This is a genomic window from uncultured Parasphingorhabdus sp., from assembly GCF_963677535.2.
Taxonomy (GTDB): domain Bacteria; phylum Pseudomonadota; class Alphaproteobacteria; order Sphingomonadales; family Sphingomonadaceae; genus Parasphingorhabdus.
Genome location: NZ_CAXXUT010000003.1, coordinates 914075 through 929479 on the forward strand (window position 1 = coordinate 914075; position 15405 = coordinate 929479).

General features: G+C 61.3%; 13 protein-coding genes and 1 riboswitch. Of the genes, 6 read left to right on the forward strand and 7 right to left on the reverse strand.

All coding sequences use genetic code 11. The features are described from left to right. Positions 1–133 precede the first annotated feature (133 nt). From ACHZCJ_RS11310 to ACHZCJ_RS11320, 3 genes are all read left to right on the forward strand, one after another. On the forward strand, positions 134–1510 hold the full coding sequence (locus ACHZCJ_RS11310) for an L-serine ammonia-lyase (RefSeq protein WP_321326490.1): 1377 nt from the start codon (positions 134–136) through the stop codon (positions 1508–1510). Between the two features lie 20 nt (positions 1511–1530). Further along, positions 1531–2604: an MBL fold metallo-hydrolase gene (locus ACHZCJ_RS11315; protein ID WP_321326491.1), complete on the forward strand. Its 1074-nt coding sequence runs from the start codon at positions 1531–1533 to the stop codon at positions 2602–2604. Positions 2605–2709: 105 nt separating this feature from the next. After that, positions 2710–3714, forward strand: a complete 1005-nt coding sequence (locus ACHZCJ_RS11320) for an NADP-dependent oxidoreductase (RefSeq protein WP_159646844.1) — start codon at positions 2710–2712, stop codon at positions 3712–3714. Here ACHZCJ_RS11320 and ACHZCJ_RS11325 read toward each other — a convergent pair. Then, entirely contained in the window at positions 3711–4925 is a 1215-nt protein-coding gene (locus ACHZCJ_RS11325) for an MFS transporter (RefSeq protein ID WP_321326493.1), read from the reverse strand. The two genes, ACHZCJ_RS11320 and ACHZCJ_RS11325, sit on opposite strands and share 4 nt — an antisense overlap. A gap of 52 nt (positions 4926–4977) precedes the next feature. Beyond that, a complete protein-coding gene (locus ACHZCJ_RS11330) occupies positions 4978–5661 on the reverse strand; it encodes a DJ-1/PfpI family protein (protein ID WP_321326495.1) in 684 nt (227 codons plus the stop codon). Positions 5662–5679: 18 nt separating this feature from the next. Then, positions 5680–5765, reverse strand: a riboswitch (ZMP/ZTP riboswitch). 84 nt (positions 5766–5849) lie between these two features. Between ACHZCJ_RS11330 and ACHZCJ_RS11335 the strand changes: the two genes are divergently transcribed. Next, positions 5850–6569, forward strand: coding sequence for a TonB family protein (locus ACHZCJ_RS11335; protein WP_321326497.1), 720 nt, complete (start codon positions 5850–5852; stop codon positions 6567–6569). A gap of 27 nt (positions 6570–6596) precedes the next feature. Here the strand turns inward: ACHZCJ_RS11335 and ACHZCJ_RS11340 are convergent, their stop codons facing one another. Further along, the gene (locus ACHZCJ_RS11340; RefSeq protein WP_159646852.1) at positions 6597–7013 is read right to left on the reverse strand and encodes an MAPEG family protein; all 417 of its coding nucleotides are present in this window, start codon (positions 7011–7013) and stop codon (positions 6597–6599) included. Positions 7014–7347: 334 nt separating this feature from the next. On the opposite strand from ACHZCJ_RS11340, the gene ACHZCJ_RS11345 reads away from it, so the two are divergent. Both ACHZCJ_RS11345 and polA read left to right on the forward strand, forming a co-directional pair. Next, on the forward strand, positions 7348–8184 hold the full coding sequence (locus ACHZCJ_RS11345; RefSeq protein WP_321326499.1) for a GGDEF domain-containing protein: 837 nt from the start codon (positions 7348–7350) through the stop codon (positions 8182–8184). A gap of 50 nt (positions 8185–8234) precedes the next feature. Beyond that, positions 8235–11039: a DNA polymerase I gene (gene polA / locus ACHZCJ_RS11350; protein WP_321326501.1), complete on the forward strand. Its 2805-nt coding sequence runs from the start codon at positions 8235–8237 to the stop codon at positions 11037–11039. Positions 11040–11065: 26 nt separating this feature from the next. Here polA and ACHZCJ_RS11355 read toward each other — a convergent pair whose 3' ends face one another. The 4 genes from ACHZCJ_RS11355 to ACHZCJ_RS11370 are packed head-to-tail and all read right to left on the reverse strand — an operon-like array spanning position 11066 to position 15403. Continuing rightward, the gene (locus tag ACHZCJ_RS11355) at positions 11066–11215 is read right to left on the reverse strand and encodes a DUF2474 family protein (protein WP_321326503.1); all 150 of its coding nucleotides are present in this window, start codon (positions 11213–11215) and stop codon (positions 11066–11068) included. Next, complete coding sequence (gene cydB / locus ACHZCJ_RS11360; RefSeq protein ID WP_321326506.1) at positions 11215–12219, reverse strand: cytochrome d ubiquinol oxidase subunit II; 1005 nt, start codon at positions 12217–12219, stop codon at positions 11215–11217. Before cydB ends, ACHZCJ_RS11355 begins: the two co-directional genes overlap by 1 nt. Continuing rightward, a complete protein-coding gene (locus tag ACHZCJ_RS11365; RefSeq protein ID WP_321326508.1) occupies positions 12216–13637 on the reverse strand; it encodes a cytochrome ubiquinol oxidase subunit I in 1422 nt (473 codons plus the stop codon). Before ACHZCJ_RS11365 ends, cydB begins: the two co-directional genes overlap by 4 nt. After that, on the reverse strand, positions 13634–15403 hold the full coding sequence (locus ACHZCJ_RS11370) for a sulfate permease (RefSeq protein WP_321326510.1): 1770 nt from the start codon (positions 15401–15403) through the stop codon (positions 13634–13636). Before ACHZCJ_RS11370 ends, ACHZCJ_RS11365 begins: the two co-directional genes overlap by 4 nt. Positions 15404–15405 lie beyond the last annotated feature (2 nt).

Below are 15405 nucleotides of genomic sequence, written 5' to 3' on the forward strand. Positions count from 1 at the left end.
TCCATTCGCGCGACCGGTTGCCCCGACGCAAGCTGGTTACAAAAGCTATCATCTCTCTATCGGCGTTGATATAGGCGTTTTCTCAGGAGACGGATCCCGGCGGGCACCGGGGACAGGGTGAGGGACGGGATATATGGTCGCCAGCACATTTGATCTCTTCAAGATTGGCGTCGGCCCGTCGAGTTCGCACACGATGGGGCCGATGCTGGCGGCTGCCATGTTTGTCGATCGCTTGAGCCAGTCCGGCAGGCTGGGAGAGGTGACAAGGCTGGAGACATTGCTCTTCGGTTCGCTGGCGCTGACCGGCAAGGGGCACGCGACCGACCGGGCCATTCTGCTGGGCCTTTCCGGTCAGAGACCGGACAAAATTGAACCTGATGCTGCGGATCGATTGATTGATCACATCCGTTCCGGCGCCAAGATCAGCCTGAACGGCTCGCGGGAGATTGCCTTTGACGAGATGACGGACGTCATCTTCGACCAGAAAAAGCGGCTCGATTTTCACAGCAATGCGATGCGCTTCAATGCCTATTCCGGCGAGCACGTTATCGATACGCGAGTTTATTATTCGGTCGGCGGCGGCGCGATCCTGGACGAGGACCAGATCGGCAGCAACAATCCGGAAAGCGGTCTCTGGGATGTGCCGCATCCCTTCTGCTCGGGCGCCGATTTGCTCCGGATCGCAGAGGAAAAGGGCCTCTCTATCGCCGATATCATGCGCGATAACGAGCGGACGGAAAAATCCGATGACCAGATAAGCGCCGACATTCGCGCCATCGCCGATGCGATGTCGGCCTGTATCGATCGCGGAATCATGCAGAGCGGCATCTTGCCCGGTGGCCTGCGGGTCAAGCGCCGGGCGCCGCTGATCCACGCGCGTCTTATGGAGCGGCAGGAACGCGCCCTGTCCGATCCGCTGACCATTCTCGACTGGGTGAATCTGTGGGCGCTGGCAGTGAACGAGGAAAATGCCGCCGGCGGCAAGGTGGTGACCGCGCCGACCAACGGCGCCGCCGGGATCATCCCGTCGGTGTTGCGATTCTACGAGAGATTTGCGCCAAAGGCGGATGCAGCGGGCGTGGAGACCTTTCTGCTAACGGCAGCGGCGATCGGCTCCCTGTTCAAGGAAAATGCCTCGATTTCCGGCGCGGAAGTCGGTTGTCAGGGGGAAGTCGGCGTCGCCTGTTCGATGGCCGCAGCCGGCCTGACCGCGGCCTGGGGCGGGACACCTCTGCAGGTCGAGAATGCTGCCGAAATCGGCATGGAGCATAATCTCGGCCTGACCTGCGATCCGGTCGGCGGACTGGTGCAGGTGCCCTGTATCGAGCGCAACGCGGTGGGTGCGGTCAAGGCGATCGAGGCCGCTCGCCTGTCGATACTTGGCGATGGCACGCACCGGGTCAGTCTCGACGAGGTGATCGAGACGATGCGCAAGACCGGTCTCGACATGTCCGAGCGCTACAAGGAAACCTCGCAAGGTGGACTCGCCGTCAATTTGGTGGAATGCTGACCGAAACGGGAGGATTATCGATGAAGAAGCTGGGTCTGGGGCTGATGCTGCTGGTGCTGTTCGGAATCGGCGCTGCGCTGCTGTTTCAGGAGCAGATTGGCGAGCGGCTGTTTGCCGGTGCGGTCGAAACGGCGGTGACGCGCGATGTTATCGGCGATCTGCCGGACGGCTTGCATGTCGCGCTCTGCGGGTCCGGATCGCCGTTGCCCGATCCGACCCGGGCCGGCCCCTGTTCGGCGGTGATCATCGACGGCAAGCTGTTCATTGTCGATATCGGCGGCGGCGCGGTGCGCAATCTGGGGCTGATGGGCCTCAATCCGGGTGCGACCGAAGCCCTGCTGCTCACCCATTTCCACAGCGATCATATCGACGGCATGGGCGAACTGATGCTGCAGCGCTGGGCTGGTGGCGGTCGTGACGCGCCGCTGCCGGTAATCGCGCCGGAGGGCGTCGACGCGATCGTCGACGGTCTGAACGCGGCTTATGCCGCCGACGTGCAATATCGCATCGCCCACCATGGCGAAGCGACGATGCCGGCTTCCGGTGCGGGCGGCGCGGCGCGGCCCTTCACCTTTCCCGAAGGACAGGAACAGATGGTCGTCTACGACAAGCACGGTATCCGGATCACCGCCTTTTCCGTGGCCCATAAACCGATCGTGCCCGCGGTCGGCTATCGCTTCGATTACAAGGGCCGCTCGGTCGTTTTCAGCGGAGATACAGTGAAACTGCCGGTCGTCGCCAATATCTGCAACGGCTGCGATCTGCTGGTCCATGAAGTGCTGAACGCCAAGATGGTCGGCACGCTGGAAACGGCCTTTGAAAAGGCCGGTCGCAAACGGCTGGTGAAGATCATGGCGGACATTCCCGACTATCACACGACACCGGTCGAGGCGGCGGAGACGGCGAAGGACGGGAAGGCGAAGATGCTGGTTTTCTCCCATATCGTTCCGGCACTGCCGCTCGGCTATCTTGACGCCTATTTCATGAAAGGCGCCAACGCTGCCTATGACGGCCCGATTGTGCTCGGCAAGGACGGGAGGCTGTTCAGCCTTCCCGCCAATAAGGATAGTATCGAACAGGGCAGTTTGCTCTAATTTGGCGGCAGTTCCTGTGTTCCGGCGCAGGCAGGAGCCCATCTCCTGAAATTGCGTCTAAACGCACAAGCGGGAGATGGGCCCCGCCTTCGCGAGGGTATGACCATGACCACAAACCGTTTTTGGCAATTGAACAGCCGTCCCGAGGGGCAGGATGTCTCGGGCGCACTGTCGCTGGAAAGCGAATCCATGCCGGAACTCGCCGATGGCGAGGTTCTGGTCAAAGCGGCCTATCTGTCGATGGACGCGGGCACCCGCATGTGGATGACCGAGCGCGAGGACAGTTATCAGCCGCCGCTGGAACTCGGCACGAAGATGGTCGGGCTGGTGCTTGGCCATGTCGCCGCGTCCCGCCATAGCGATTTTGCCGAGGGCGATCTGGTCCGCGGTTTCGGGCAATGGGCCGAATATAGCGTGATGCAGCCGGAACTGGCCGGGCTGGTCAGGGTCGATGACACGATCGAGGATATCAAGCAGCATTTCGGCGTGCTCGGCTTCAACGGCTGGACCGCGCTTTGGGGGATCAAGGAAACGGCGGGCGTGAAGGCCGGCGACAATGTCCTCGTCTCCGCCGCCGCCGGCTCCACCGGCGTTCTGGCTTGCCAGATTGCGAAGATATTGGGCGCCAATGTCTATGGCCTGGCCGGAGGACCCGACAAATGCCGCTGGCTGGAAGACGAGCTCGGCATCACCAAGGCGATCGATTACAAGAATGACGATATCGCCGCCGAACTGGCCAAGGTCGAGGGTGGCATAAACGCCTATTTCGACAATGTCGGCGGGCCGATACTCGACGCGGTGCTGCCCAATATGGCGCTCTACGGACGAATCGCGCTTTGCGGACTGCTCGCCCAATATGAGGGCGACGGGCGCGGGCGCGGGCCGGAACAGTTCGACCAGATTCTCATGAAGCGGCTGCGCATCGAAGGCTTTTTCTCGCCCGATTTTGCCGATCAGGGCGAACGGCTGACGGCGGAACTGAAAGGCTGGCTCGACCAGGGACTGATCGACACGCCGTTCGACGTGACCGGGGGAATCGAGAATGTCCTGACCGCTTATGGAAAATTGTTCAGCGGCGGGAATATCGGCAAGGTGCTGGTGAAAATCTAGCCTCTGGCCTGGCGGAAGCGCAGGCCCCGGAGAGACAGGCCCATGATGGTCAGCGCATAGCAGATTGCCATGACCGAGATCCCGGGCCATCCGGCATATTCATATGTCGCGGTGCCGAGCCAGCTGGATATGCCGCCGCCGATGAACATGATGACGATATAGATGGTCATCAGCCTTGTGCGGATCTCCGGCGCGCGTTGGAACAGGATTGTCCGGCTGCAGATATCCACCGAAGCTCCGCCAATGGTGTTGAAGATGACCGCGATGACCAGAAGGACCAGATTCTGGCCGGCAAAGGGGAGGACACAGACACCGGCCAGCTGTGCCAGCGAGAAATAGATGCGCGCGCGTTCGGCGCCGATACGGTCTGCGAACCGGCCGGCAAACGGCGAGCCCAAGACGTTGATAATGGCAATGATCGCCAGATAGCCTACCGTATCGACGCCATAGCCGTTGCGCGGCAAGTGCAGGCCGATCGCCAGCCAGATTGCCAGAAACAGGCCGAAGGAAAGCGCCTGTATCAGCCCGCCCAGCGGTACTTCCGGCAGGGATTTCATGATCGGCCAGAGCGAGCGAAGCAGCTCGCCATAGCGCGGCGGCTCGACGTCCGAAGGCTTCTCGTCCCGTTTGCGCTCCATGATCAGCGGCAGCAGGATCACCAGCAGGGCCATGCACGCCACTCCCACCCAATAAGCCGATCGCCAGCCGAAATAATGGCCGAGCAAGCCGCCGCCGACCCGGCTGCCCAATATGCCAAGCGTCACGCCCGCGGTCATGATTCCGGTGACATGGCCAATGCGTTCCGGGGCCACGCGCTGCGTGACATAGGCCGGCAGCAGATAGGGTGCGATGGTGACAAAGCCGAGCAGCGAGGAAGCGGCGGCAAATATCACGAAGCTGCCGGACAGGGCCATGGCGAGCATCGCCAGAAACTGTCCGCCGACAAAAATCGTCACCAGCATGCGGTTGTTGATCCGGTCCCCGAGCGGCAACAGCAGCAATATGCCCAGAGCAAGGGCGATCTGGTTGAACGCCGGCGCCAGTCCGACGGTCGCGCCGCTGACTCCGAATTCCTCGGCGACCGGCGTGATCAGGGGATGGAGATAATAGCCGTTGGCGATTACCGCCGCAGACGACAGCGCGAAGAGGAAGAGCCGCAGCTCGCTGATGCGAGCGGGTGCTTGGCTTTCGATCGGTGCGGAACTTTTCATTCCCCATCGCGCTTACGCGATAAGCGGCGCAGCGGAAAAGGAAATTCCGGACCTATGGCCTATCAATAATGTCGGCCAGTTCCCGGGCCGCCTTTTCATAGACGCGGTCCAGCAGGGCAGCGAGCAGATCGGGATCGGCAACGTCGGGGTGGCCGCTGCCGAACGGCGGGTGCGGATCATATTCGAGGCTGAGCTGGATTGATTCGGCCCATTGCTGTCCGGCGATTTCCGCCACCACGGTCAGGGCGAAGTCGATGCCCGAGGTTACCCCGCCGGCGGTGATGAGATTGCCATCCTTGACCACCCGCGCTTTTTCGTGTGTTGCGCCGAATTTCTCCAGCAGACCGGTATAGGCCCAATGGCTGGTCGCGCGCCTGCCCTCCAGCAGCCCTGCCGCGCCGAGCGCCAGCGAACCAGTGCATACCGAGGTGACATATCGGGCTTCGGCACCCTGATCGCGCAAGAATTGCAGCGTGGCTTCGTCCTGAATGACATCCCGGGTGCCGAAACCGCCGGGCACGCACAGCAGGTCGGCTTGCGGGCAGCCGGTGAAATCGGTCGAGGGGACAATGGCGAAACCGCTGTCTGTCTGTATCGGCTTGATTTCTTTCACCGCTGTGTGAACGACGGCGCCGGGAATCCGGCAAAGCACCTGCGCTGGCCCTGTGAAATCAAGCTGGGTGATGCCGTCAAACAGCAGGAAGACGATGTGAAAGGGTTTCGGACCGTCGGTCATGGGGCTGCTCCAAAGTTCGAGAGGCGCCCAGGCGATCGGCTTTTGAAGATTCGTCCGCTCCCCGATGGTAAGCCATCCTGATCTCGCCAGTCACAAACAGGCCCGATATACCAGAAAATACGCTCGGCACCAAACCGGAACCGGCGCCGGCCAGAATGTATTCATGCATCCCATGCTAGATAGGCTGCATGAACTATGTGGCGGAAACCGGCTGGCGGCAGCGCACCAAATCCATGACGGGCGTGATCTTCATTCATGTCGCGATCGGCTATGCGCTAGTCAGCGCTATGGGCATGGACGTCGCAAAGACCGTGAACGCAAGTTTCACGGTCATCAATGTCACACCGCCGCTACCACCGGAGCCAGCCCCCACCGAGAAGCCGGCGGAAGCCGTGCAAGAGGCAAACTCGCCGGAAAATCTGCAGGCTGCGCCGACCCAGATTGTGGCGCCGATACCGGAGATCAAACTCAAGATAGAATCGCCGGTGACTGCCGCGCCGGTTGCCGGACCGGGAGAGGAAGCCAGCGCCGGTGCTTCGGACCGGCCAGGGCCAGGTTCCGGCAACGGCGGGCAGGGTGACGGCTATGGCGGTGGCGGTATTGTTTCCGGACCGCGCTATCTGTCCGGCGCGATCAGCCGCAGGGATATACCGCGATCCGTTTGGCAATCCGGGAATCGGGGCAATGTGGTGGCCCATTTCACCGTCGGCGCCGATGGCCGGGCAAGCGACTGCCGGATTCACGAATCCAGTGGTCACGCCACCCTTGATGCCACCACTTGCAAGCTGATTGAACAGCGTTTTCGCTTTGAACCGGCGCGTGATCGACAGGGCCGGGCAGTGGCGCGCCCCTATGGCTGGTTGCAGGAATGGTGGCAGGACGGGCGAGGACCACAGCGGGCGGACTGAACCCGCCTACATCCTGGACATTCATGGCTAGAATAGGCCGGCGAGGATATAACCGCCCAGCACGAGGAAGCCGCCAAAGGTAGTGAATGCCCCGATCGCTCTGAACGCCTGAAAAATCTTGCCGGTGTCAGCGCCATGCGATCCGGAAACCGTCGACAGGGCAATGGCGTGCAGAATACGGCCGGCGAGGAAGATTATTGCGATATTTCTCACGACATCATTGGGCACCACGGTCATTTCCGCCAGCGCCAGCACGACGATGAACAGCGCGGCATTCTCGGCGAGATTGCCGTGACGCCGGACCTTGCGCTCCAGCACCGGATCGTCGCCCGTGCCCAATGCAATGCGGTTGCGAATGCGGTGCATAGCGACCGGGAGCATCAGGATTGCCTGCAAAATGACAAGCAAGGCACCTGCAAAGGCGGCGATAATCGGTATGGTCATGGGCATTCTCCGGATCGGCGCTTCCTTCTTCAGGGAAGCCGTGCCGGAGCACAAGGCGTGACACGATTTTTATCGGCGAAACGAGCATGATTTAAAGCGGCAGATGGCCTGTCCGGCCGGTGCGCGCAGACGGGTTTCGCCTGGACGCTGATGCGCGACAATGGACTGAAAGCCAAAGGATTCTGCCGGTTTATACACGGTCAGTCAGCTGTCACGGATCGGCCGTGCCCCAGATAGGAACAGTCTTTGCGCCAATGAAGACCATCACGTTAACCATGCATCTGCATAGCGGCTCAATATATGTTGATTATGGGTCCGTTTCATGAACACAAGAATGTCCAGCTTGTCGCCTGTCCGACAAACCGCCATCCTTTCGGCGATCGCTGCATTATTGTCCGTTGCGTTCACCGGGATCATCTATCTGCTGTTCTTTGGCATGGACGACCGGTTCTGGTCGGCGATCAACATGGCGTTTCTGATCCCCTGGGCGATCACCATCCCGCTGGGTCTCTATATGTCAAAACAGCGGTTCAAACTTGTCCAGCTGACCAACCGCCTCAGGGAAGCGCGCACCGATCTGCGGCAGGCAAACAAGGCGCTTGAACAACGTGCCAATTTCGACGGCCTGACCGGCCTGCTCAGCCGGGACAGTTTTTTCAGCCGAATGGAGGCCTTGCGGGTCAGGAACCAGTCCAATGTGCTGATGATTGTCGACGTCGACCATTTCAAGAAAATCAACGACAATTTCGGCCATCCGATCGGCGATGAGGCGTTGATCCTGCTGGGCAGTGTGTTCCGGCGGATCCTGCGCACAAATGATGTGGTCGGCCGCATCGGTGGCGAGGAGTTCGGCATTTTCCTCCCCGACACCAGCGCATCGGAAGGGCAGATCATCGGCGAGATCATCCGGCACGAGATCGAGAATACGATTTTCGAACCCCATCACAAAATGCGCCATGTGATCACCGTCAGCATCGGCGTTACGGACATTGCGCCGCATCAGGACCGTGCAGCGCTGATGGGCAATGCGGATACCGCGCTGTTTACCGCCAAACGGCGTGGGCGCAACCAGGTGGCGCTATTCGAACCGGGTATGATTGCCAAGCCGCGCCCCGTTCATGACCGGGCCCGGGATTTCAAACCATTTGTCGCCCATTCAAATTTCCGCTGATGCAGAATTTGAAATGACGGGGACGGCTGGCGCTGCTAGTGCTTGCAGCCATGACGGACCCTACAGACAGCAAACCCAACCACCTCTATCTTGTTGACGGCTCGGCCTATATTTTCCGCGCCTATCACCGCCTGCCGCCGCTGACCAATGTGCGCGGCGAACCGGTCGGCGCGGTCTATGGCTATACGACGATGTTGTGGAAGCTCGCCGACGAGCTCAACAAGGCCGACGGCCCGACCCATATGGCGGTGGTGCTGGACAAGGCGGGCACCAGCTTTCGCAACGATCTCTACGACCAGTACAAGGCCAATCGTCCGGAAGCTCCGGAGGACCTGAAACCGCAATTTCCGATGATCCGCGACGCCACGCGGGCCTTTTCTCTGCCCCTGATCGAGGAAGAGAATGTCGAGGCCGACGACATGATCGCCTCTTATACAAAAGCGGCGCTGGCGGAGGGCTGGAAGGTCACGATTGTCTCGTCGGACAAGGATCTGATGCAGCTGATCGAGCCGCATGACGACAGCCGGGTGGATATGCTCGACACGATGAAGAACGCCAGGATGAACCGCGCCACGGTCGAGGAGAAATTCGGCGTCGGTCCGGAGAAGCTTGGCGATGTGCTGGGCTTGATGGGCGACAGTTCGGACAATATTCCTGGCGTACCGGGCATCGGACCGAAGACGGCGTCCAGATTGATCAACGAATATGGCGATATCGAAAGCGTTCTCGCCGCCGCGCCGGAAATGAAGAAATCCAAGATGCGCGAGAATCTGCTCGCATTTGCCGATCAGGCGCGACTGTCGCGCGAGCTGGTGACCCTGCGCGACGATTGCCCGCTGCCCGATACGCTCGAAAGCTTCCTGATCCAGGATATTCCCGACGCACCGTTGCGCGAGTTTCTGGCCGATCACGGGTTCAACAGCCTGCTCCGCAAACTGGGTGGCGAGGGCCATGCCGAACCGCAAAATCCCGATGTGGCGGAGGAAGCCGGCACTCCGGTTGCCGCAAAATTGCCGGACGCACCGGCGATAGACCGCAGCACATATGCATGCGTGCAGGACATCGATACGCTGGACCAGTGGATCGCGCGGGCGACGGCGCAAGGTGTCTGCGCGGTGGATCTGGAAACAGACAGTCTGGAGAGCGTGACCGCCCGTATCATCGGCGTCTGTCTGGCTACGGGTCCGAACGAGGCCTGCTATATTCCGCTCGGCCACGGCAGCGGCGACATGTTCGGCGAGACGCCGCAGCAAATCGGGCTGGAGGATGCGCTGGCGCGGCTCAAGCCGCTGCTCGAGGACGATGCGGTGCTGAAAGTCGGGCAGAATCTGAAATATGACATGGGTGTGCTGGCGCAACATGATATCCGGATCGCGCCTTTTGACGACACATTGGTGATGAGCTTCAATCTCGATGCCGGCCTGCACGGCCATGGCATGGACGAGCTCAGCAAGCTGCATCTCGGCCATGAATGTATCAGCTTCAAATCGCTCACCGGCACCGGCAAGAAGGCGATCGGTTTCGCCGAAGTGCCGCTCGACAAGGCTTCCGAATATGGCGCGGAGGACGCCGATGTCACGCTGCGCCTGTGGGAAATATTGCGCCTGCGGATGGTCCCGGAACGGGCGACGCGTGTCTATCAGATGGTCGACCGTCCGCTGGTGCCGGTGATCGCCGGGATGGAGGCCGCCGGCGTGCTGGTCGACCGCGAGGAACTGGCGCGATTGTCCAAGACCTTTGCCGAGGAAATGGAGAAGCTGGAAGCGGATATCCACGAACTGGCGGGCGAATCCTTTTCCATTGGCAGTCCCAAGCAGCTTGGTGAAATCCTGTTCGGCAAGCTTGGCCTGAAGGGCGGCAAGAAGGGCAAGTCGGGGCAATATTCGACCGATGTCACGGTGCTCGAGCGGCTGGCCGGCGACGGCGAACCGATCGCCCAGAAGGTCGTCGACTGGCGCCAGCTGGCGAAGCTGAAATCCACCTATACCGATGCGCTGCAGGAGCAGATCAATCCGGAAACCGGACGGGTGCACACTTCCTACAGCCTGAGCGGCGCGCAGACCGGGCGCCTATCCTCGACCGAACCGAATCTGCAGAATATCCCGATCCGCACCGAGATCGGCCGGCAGATCAGGCAGGCTTTCGTGGCCGCGCCCGGCAATGTCATTCTCGCCGCCGACTATAGCCAGATCGAACTGCGGCTGGCGGCGCATATCGCCGATGTGGAGACGCTGAAGGAAGCCTTTGCCAATGGCGAGGATATCCATAACCGCACGGCGCGCGAGCTGTTTGGCGCCGAAGACCGGGACGCCCGCGCCCGTGCCAAGACGATCAATTTCGCCATACTCTACGGCATTTCGCGCTGGGGTCTGGCCAAGCGGCTTGAGGTCGATCCGGATGAAGCGCAAGCGATGATCGACACCTATTTCGAACGTTTTCCCGGCATCAACCAGTATATCTCGAAGACGCTGCAATCGGTCCGCGAGACCGGCTATACCGAGACGCTATTTGGCCGAAAGACATGGTTCGAGCGGATCAAATCCCCCAATCAGGCCGAACGTCAGGGCAGCGAGCGGGCCGCGATCAACGCGCCGATCCAGGGCACCAGCGCCGACATCATCAAGCGGGCGATGGCGCGGATGCTGCCTGCGCTCGCCGATGCGGGACTGGATAAGGTCCGGATGCTGATGCAGGTCCACGATGAACTGGTCTTCGAATTGTCCGAGGGTGATGTCGAAGCCGCAAGCGCGGTGATCCGCACGGTCATGTCCGGCGCGGCGGAACCGGCGGTGAAACTATCGGTGCCGCTCGACGTGGATATCGGGACGGGCAAAAGCTGGGACGAGGCGCACTAGGCGACTGACTGAACCCCGACGATGCGTCAGGTCTTTATCCAGAAGCGGATGAAATAGCCGACCGTACCGACGGCCAGCACCCCCATTGCCCAATAGGCGAGCATCCAGAGCAGGCGCTTGGGCAAGGGCGCGCCGTCGGCGCTTTTGCCGTCGGTAGAGAGCGGATCAAAAGCCATTAATGGTAACCGTCCGATCCGACCTTGCCGCGGAACACCCAATAGGCCCAAGCGGTGTAGGCGAGAATGACCGGAACCATGATGCCCGCGCCGACCAGCATGAACAGCTGGCTTTCGTAGGGAGCCGCCGCTTCCCAGATGGTGATCCGGCCGGGAATGACGTCGGGCCACATCGACACGCCAAGGCCGACCAGGCTCAGGCCGAACAGACCCAGCGCATAGAAAAAGGGCGCGGCTTCCTGCTTTTTTGACAGGCTGCGGAAATAGAGCACTGAAATGACCAGCGTCGCCAGCGGGATCTGCGCGGTGGCGATAACGCCGGGATAGGCGAGCCAGCGGCTGTAATATTCTTCCTCGAGAAAGGGCGTGGCGGCGCTGACCGCGATGATGGCGATCAACAGCAAGATGCCGAGCCGGCCAGCATAGCTGTAGCACTGGCGCTGCAGCGCGCCTTCGGTCTTCCAGATCAGCCAGCAGCAGCCGAGCAGCGCATAGCCGGCCAGCAGGGCAAAGCCGGTCAATATGCTGAACGGGGTCAGCCATTCCCACCAGCCGCCGGCGTAAGCGCGGCCTTCGACGGTGATGCCCTGCAAGAGGGCGCCGAGGGTGACGCCCTGGGCAAAGGTCGCGATCACCGATCCGGCGGTAAAGGCGAAGTCCCAGCGCGCCCGGTGCGACGGATCGCGCCAGCGGAACTCGAAGGCCACGCCGCGCAGGACCAAACCCAGCAGCATGGCGATCAAAGGCGCGTAGAGCGCTGGCAGGATGATCGCATAGGCGAGCGGGAAAGCCGCCAAAAGTCCGCCTCCTCCAAGCACCAGCCAGGTCTCATTGCCGTCCCAGACCGGCGCGATGCTGTTCATCGCCGTGTCGCGGTCCGTTCCCACCTTGAAATTGGGAAACAAGATGCCGATGCCGAGATCAAAGCCATCCATGATCACATAGACAACCACGGCAAAGGCGATGATGCCCGCCCAGATGACAGTCAGGTCGAACCCGTTCATGACGCTGCTCCTTCCTCATGATCCCCTTCGAGCACTGCCGCCGCCGGGGTGATGCCGGCCGAACGGATCGGCGCGTCGTCGGGCGCCGGTTCGTGTGCCTCGGGCGTTTTCGCCGCCAGCTTGAAGATGTAGACGATGCCGGCGCCGAAGACGATGAAATAGACCACGACAAAGGCGAGCAGGGACATAGCGACGGCCGGTGCGTCCAGAGGCGCGGCGCTCTCGCTGGTCCGCAGCAGGCCATAGATGGTGAACGGCTGGCGACCGACTTCCGTCGTCACCCAGCCGGCGAGCACGGCGATGAAGCCCGACGGCCCCATCACCAGCGCGGCGCGGTGCAGCCAGGTCCAGTCATAGAGCTTCTTGCGCGTCCGGGCGAGCAGGCTCCACAGACCGATGCCGAGCATGGCAAAGCCGAGACCGACCATGATCCGGAACGCCCAGAAGACGATACCGACGGGTGGCTGGTCGGCTTCGGGAATCGTGTCCAGCCCGGCCAGCGGCGCATTGAGATCATGCTTGAGGATCAGCGACGAGGCCTTGGGTATCTCGATAGCATAGTCAACCCGTTTCTCCTCGCTGTTGGGAATGCCGAACAGGATCAGCGGCGCACCATCGGGATGGCTGTCATAATGGCCTTCCATCGCCATGACCTTGGCCGGCTGATGCTCCAGCGTGTTGAGGCCGTGCAGGTCGCCCATGAATATTTGGGTCGGTGCCACCAGCGCCGCCATCCACATCGCCATGGAGAACATTTTGCGCGCGCCAGGGTTGGTCTTGTCTTTCAGCAGATGCCAGGCCCCGACCGCGCCGACCGCAAAGGCGGTGGTCAGATAGGCGGCCAGCACCGTGTGCACCAGGCGGTAGGGGAAGCTGGGGTTCCAGACGATGTCCCACCAGCCTGCCGCGGGCACGAACTGGCCGACATCATTGATCGCATAGCCGACCGGCGTCTGCATCCAGCTGTTCACCGACAGGATCCAGAAGGCGGAGATGAAGGTGCCGATGGCAACGGCCAGCGTCGCGACGAAATGCAGCTTGCGGCCGACCTTGTTGATCCCGAACAGCATGACCCCGAGAAAACCGGCTTCGAGGAAAAAGGCGGTCAGCACTTCATAGGCCATGAGGGGGCCGATGATAGGCCCGGCCTTGTCGGAGAAGACCGACCAGTTGGTGCCGAACTGGTAGGACATGACGATTCCCGAGACCACGCCCATGGCGAAGACGACGGCGAAAATCTTCAGCCAGTAGCGGTAGAGATTGGCGTAGACGCCCTTGTCGGTTTTCAGCCACAATCCTTCCAGCACCGCGAGATAGCTGGCGATGCCGATGGTGAAAGCGGGAAACAGGAAGTGGAAACTGACGGTGAAGGCGAATTGCACACGCGCCAGAAGAATTGCGAGTTCATTGTCGATCATATCAGGCCTCTTGCCTTCCAAATATCAATATCAGTGTCGGCGTTATCTTCGTTTTCCGCAATTGCAATAATCGCAGTATAAGCTTCGTTCTGCGAAAGAAAAACCTGCCCGGAGAGCTGCTCGAGAAAATGCGAGCGCTTCAGCGCGTCCATCACCGGTCCCTTGACCTCCGAGAGATGCAGCGAGATGCCGCCGTCCGCCAGACGGTGGTTGATCGCCTCGATGCTTTCCAGCGCGGAGGCATCGATCGCGTTGACCGCCGAGCACATCAGGATGACGTGGCGGACGCTTTTCTGCTCGGCGACCTGTTCGAGGATGAATTCCTCGAGCCAGCGCGCGTTGAGATAGGTCAGGCTCTCGTCGATCCGGATGGTCAGGATGCGGGGATCGGTGAACACCTTGTGCCGGTTGACGTTGCGGAAATGCTCGGTCTCGGGGACCCGGCCGACGATGGCGGCATGGGGCCGCGAGCTGCGCCACAGGAACAGCGCGAGGCTCAGGCCGACCCCCGCGATGACGCCCGGCTCGACGCCGGCGAGCAGAGTGACAATGATGGTCGCTGCCATGGCGGCAAAATCCATTTTCGAATAGCGCCAGATCGTCCGCGGCGTCTTGAAGTCGACCAGGCTGAGCACAGCCACGATGATGGTTGCGGCCAGCGTGGCGATGGGAAGGGAAGCGAGCAGCGGCGTAAGAAACAGCGCTGCCAATGCGATGCCGACCGCGGTGAAGGCTCCTGCGGCGGGCGTTTCGGCTCCGGCATCAAAATTCACCACCGAGCGGGCAAAGCCGCCGGTGACCGGATAGCCGCCGGAAAAAGCTGCCGAGATATTGGCGGCACCGAGACCGATCAGTTCCTGATCCGGGTCGATGCGCTGGCGGCGCTTGGCGGCCAAGGTCTGGCCGACCGACACGGATTCGACAAAGCCGATGATGCTGAGCAGCAACGCCGGTATCGCCAGCGTTTTCCAAAGCTCCAGATCGAGCAGCGGAACCGAGAAGGGCGGCAGGCTCTGCGGAATATCGCCCACCACGCTGACTCCCTTGGCCTCCAGATCGAACAATATCGTGGCGATGGTCGAAACAGCAACGGCGGCAATCGGCCCGGCCTTGGCCAGCAGCTCCGCCGGACGCGCGGGAATGCCGATCCGCATCAGCAGCGGCTTCAGTCCCTTGCGGACCCAGAAGAGAAAGGCGGTCGCCGAGATGCCGATGATCAAGGTCGGGATATTGGTGGTGCCGATTGTTGCGGCAATGCTGGACAGCAGTTCGGGCATGGCCGCGCCGCTCGCCTTGATCCCGAAAATCGATTTCAGCTGGCTGGTAGCGATGATGATGCCGCTGGCGGTGATGAAACCCGACACCACCGGATGGGAGAGCAGATTGGCGAGAAAGCCGAGCTTGAATATGCCGAGAAGCAGGAGGAACAGGCCCGACAGCAGCGCCAGTACCAGAGCGGCGGCAATGAAGTCGGCGCTGCCGGGAGGCGCAATGGCGCTGGCGGCGGTCAGGGTCATCAGCGACACCACCGCCACCGGTCCGACCGCCAAGGTCCGGCTGGTCCCGAATATCGCATAGGCGATTAGCGGCAGAATCGAGGCATAGAGGCCGATTTCGGGCGGCAGTCCCGCAAGCATGGCATAGGCCAGGCTCTGCGGGATCAGCATGATCGTGACGATGATCGCGGCGACGCCGTCATTGGTCAGCGTTGTGCTGTTATAGCGGCTGCCCCAATCGAGGATCGGCAAATAGCGGGCGATTTTCATGG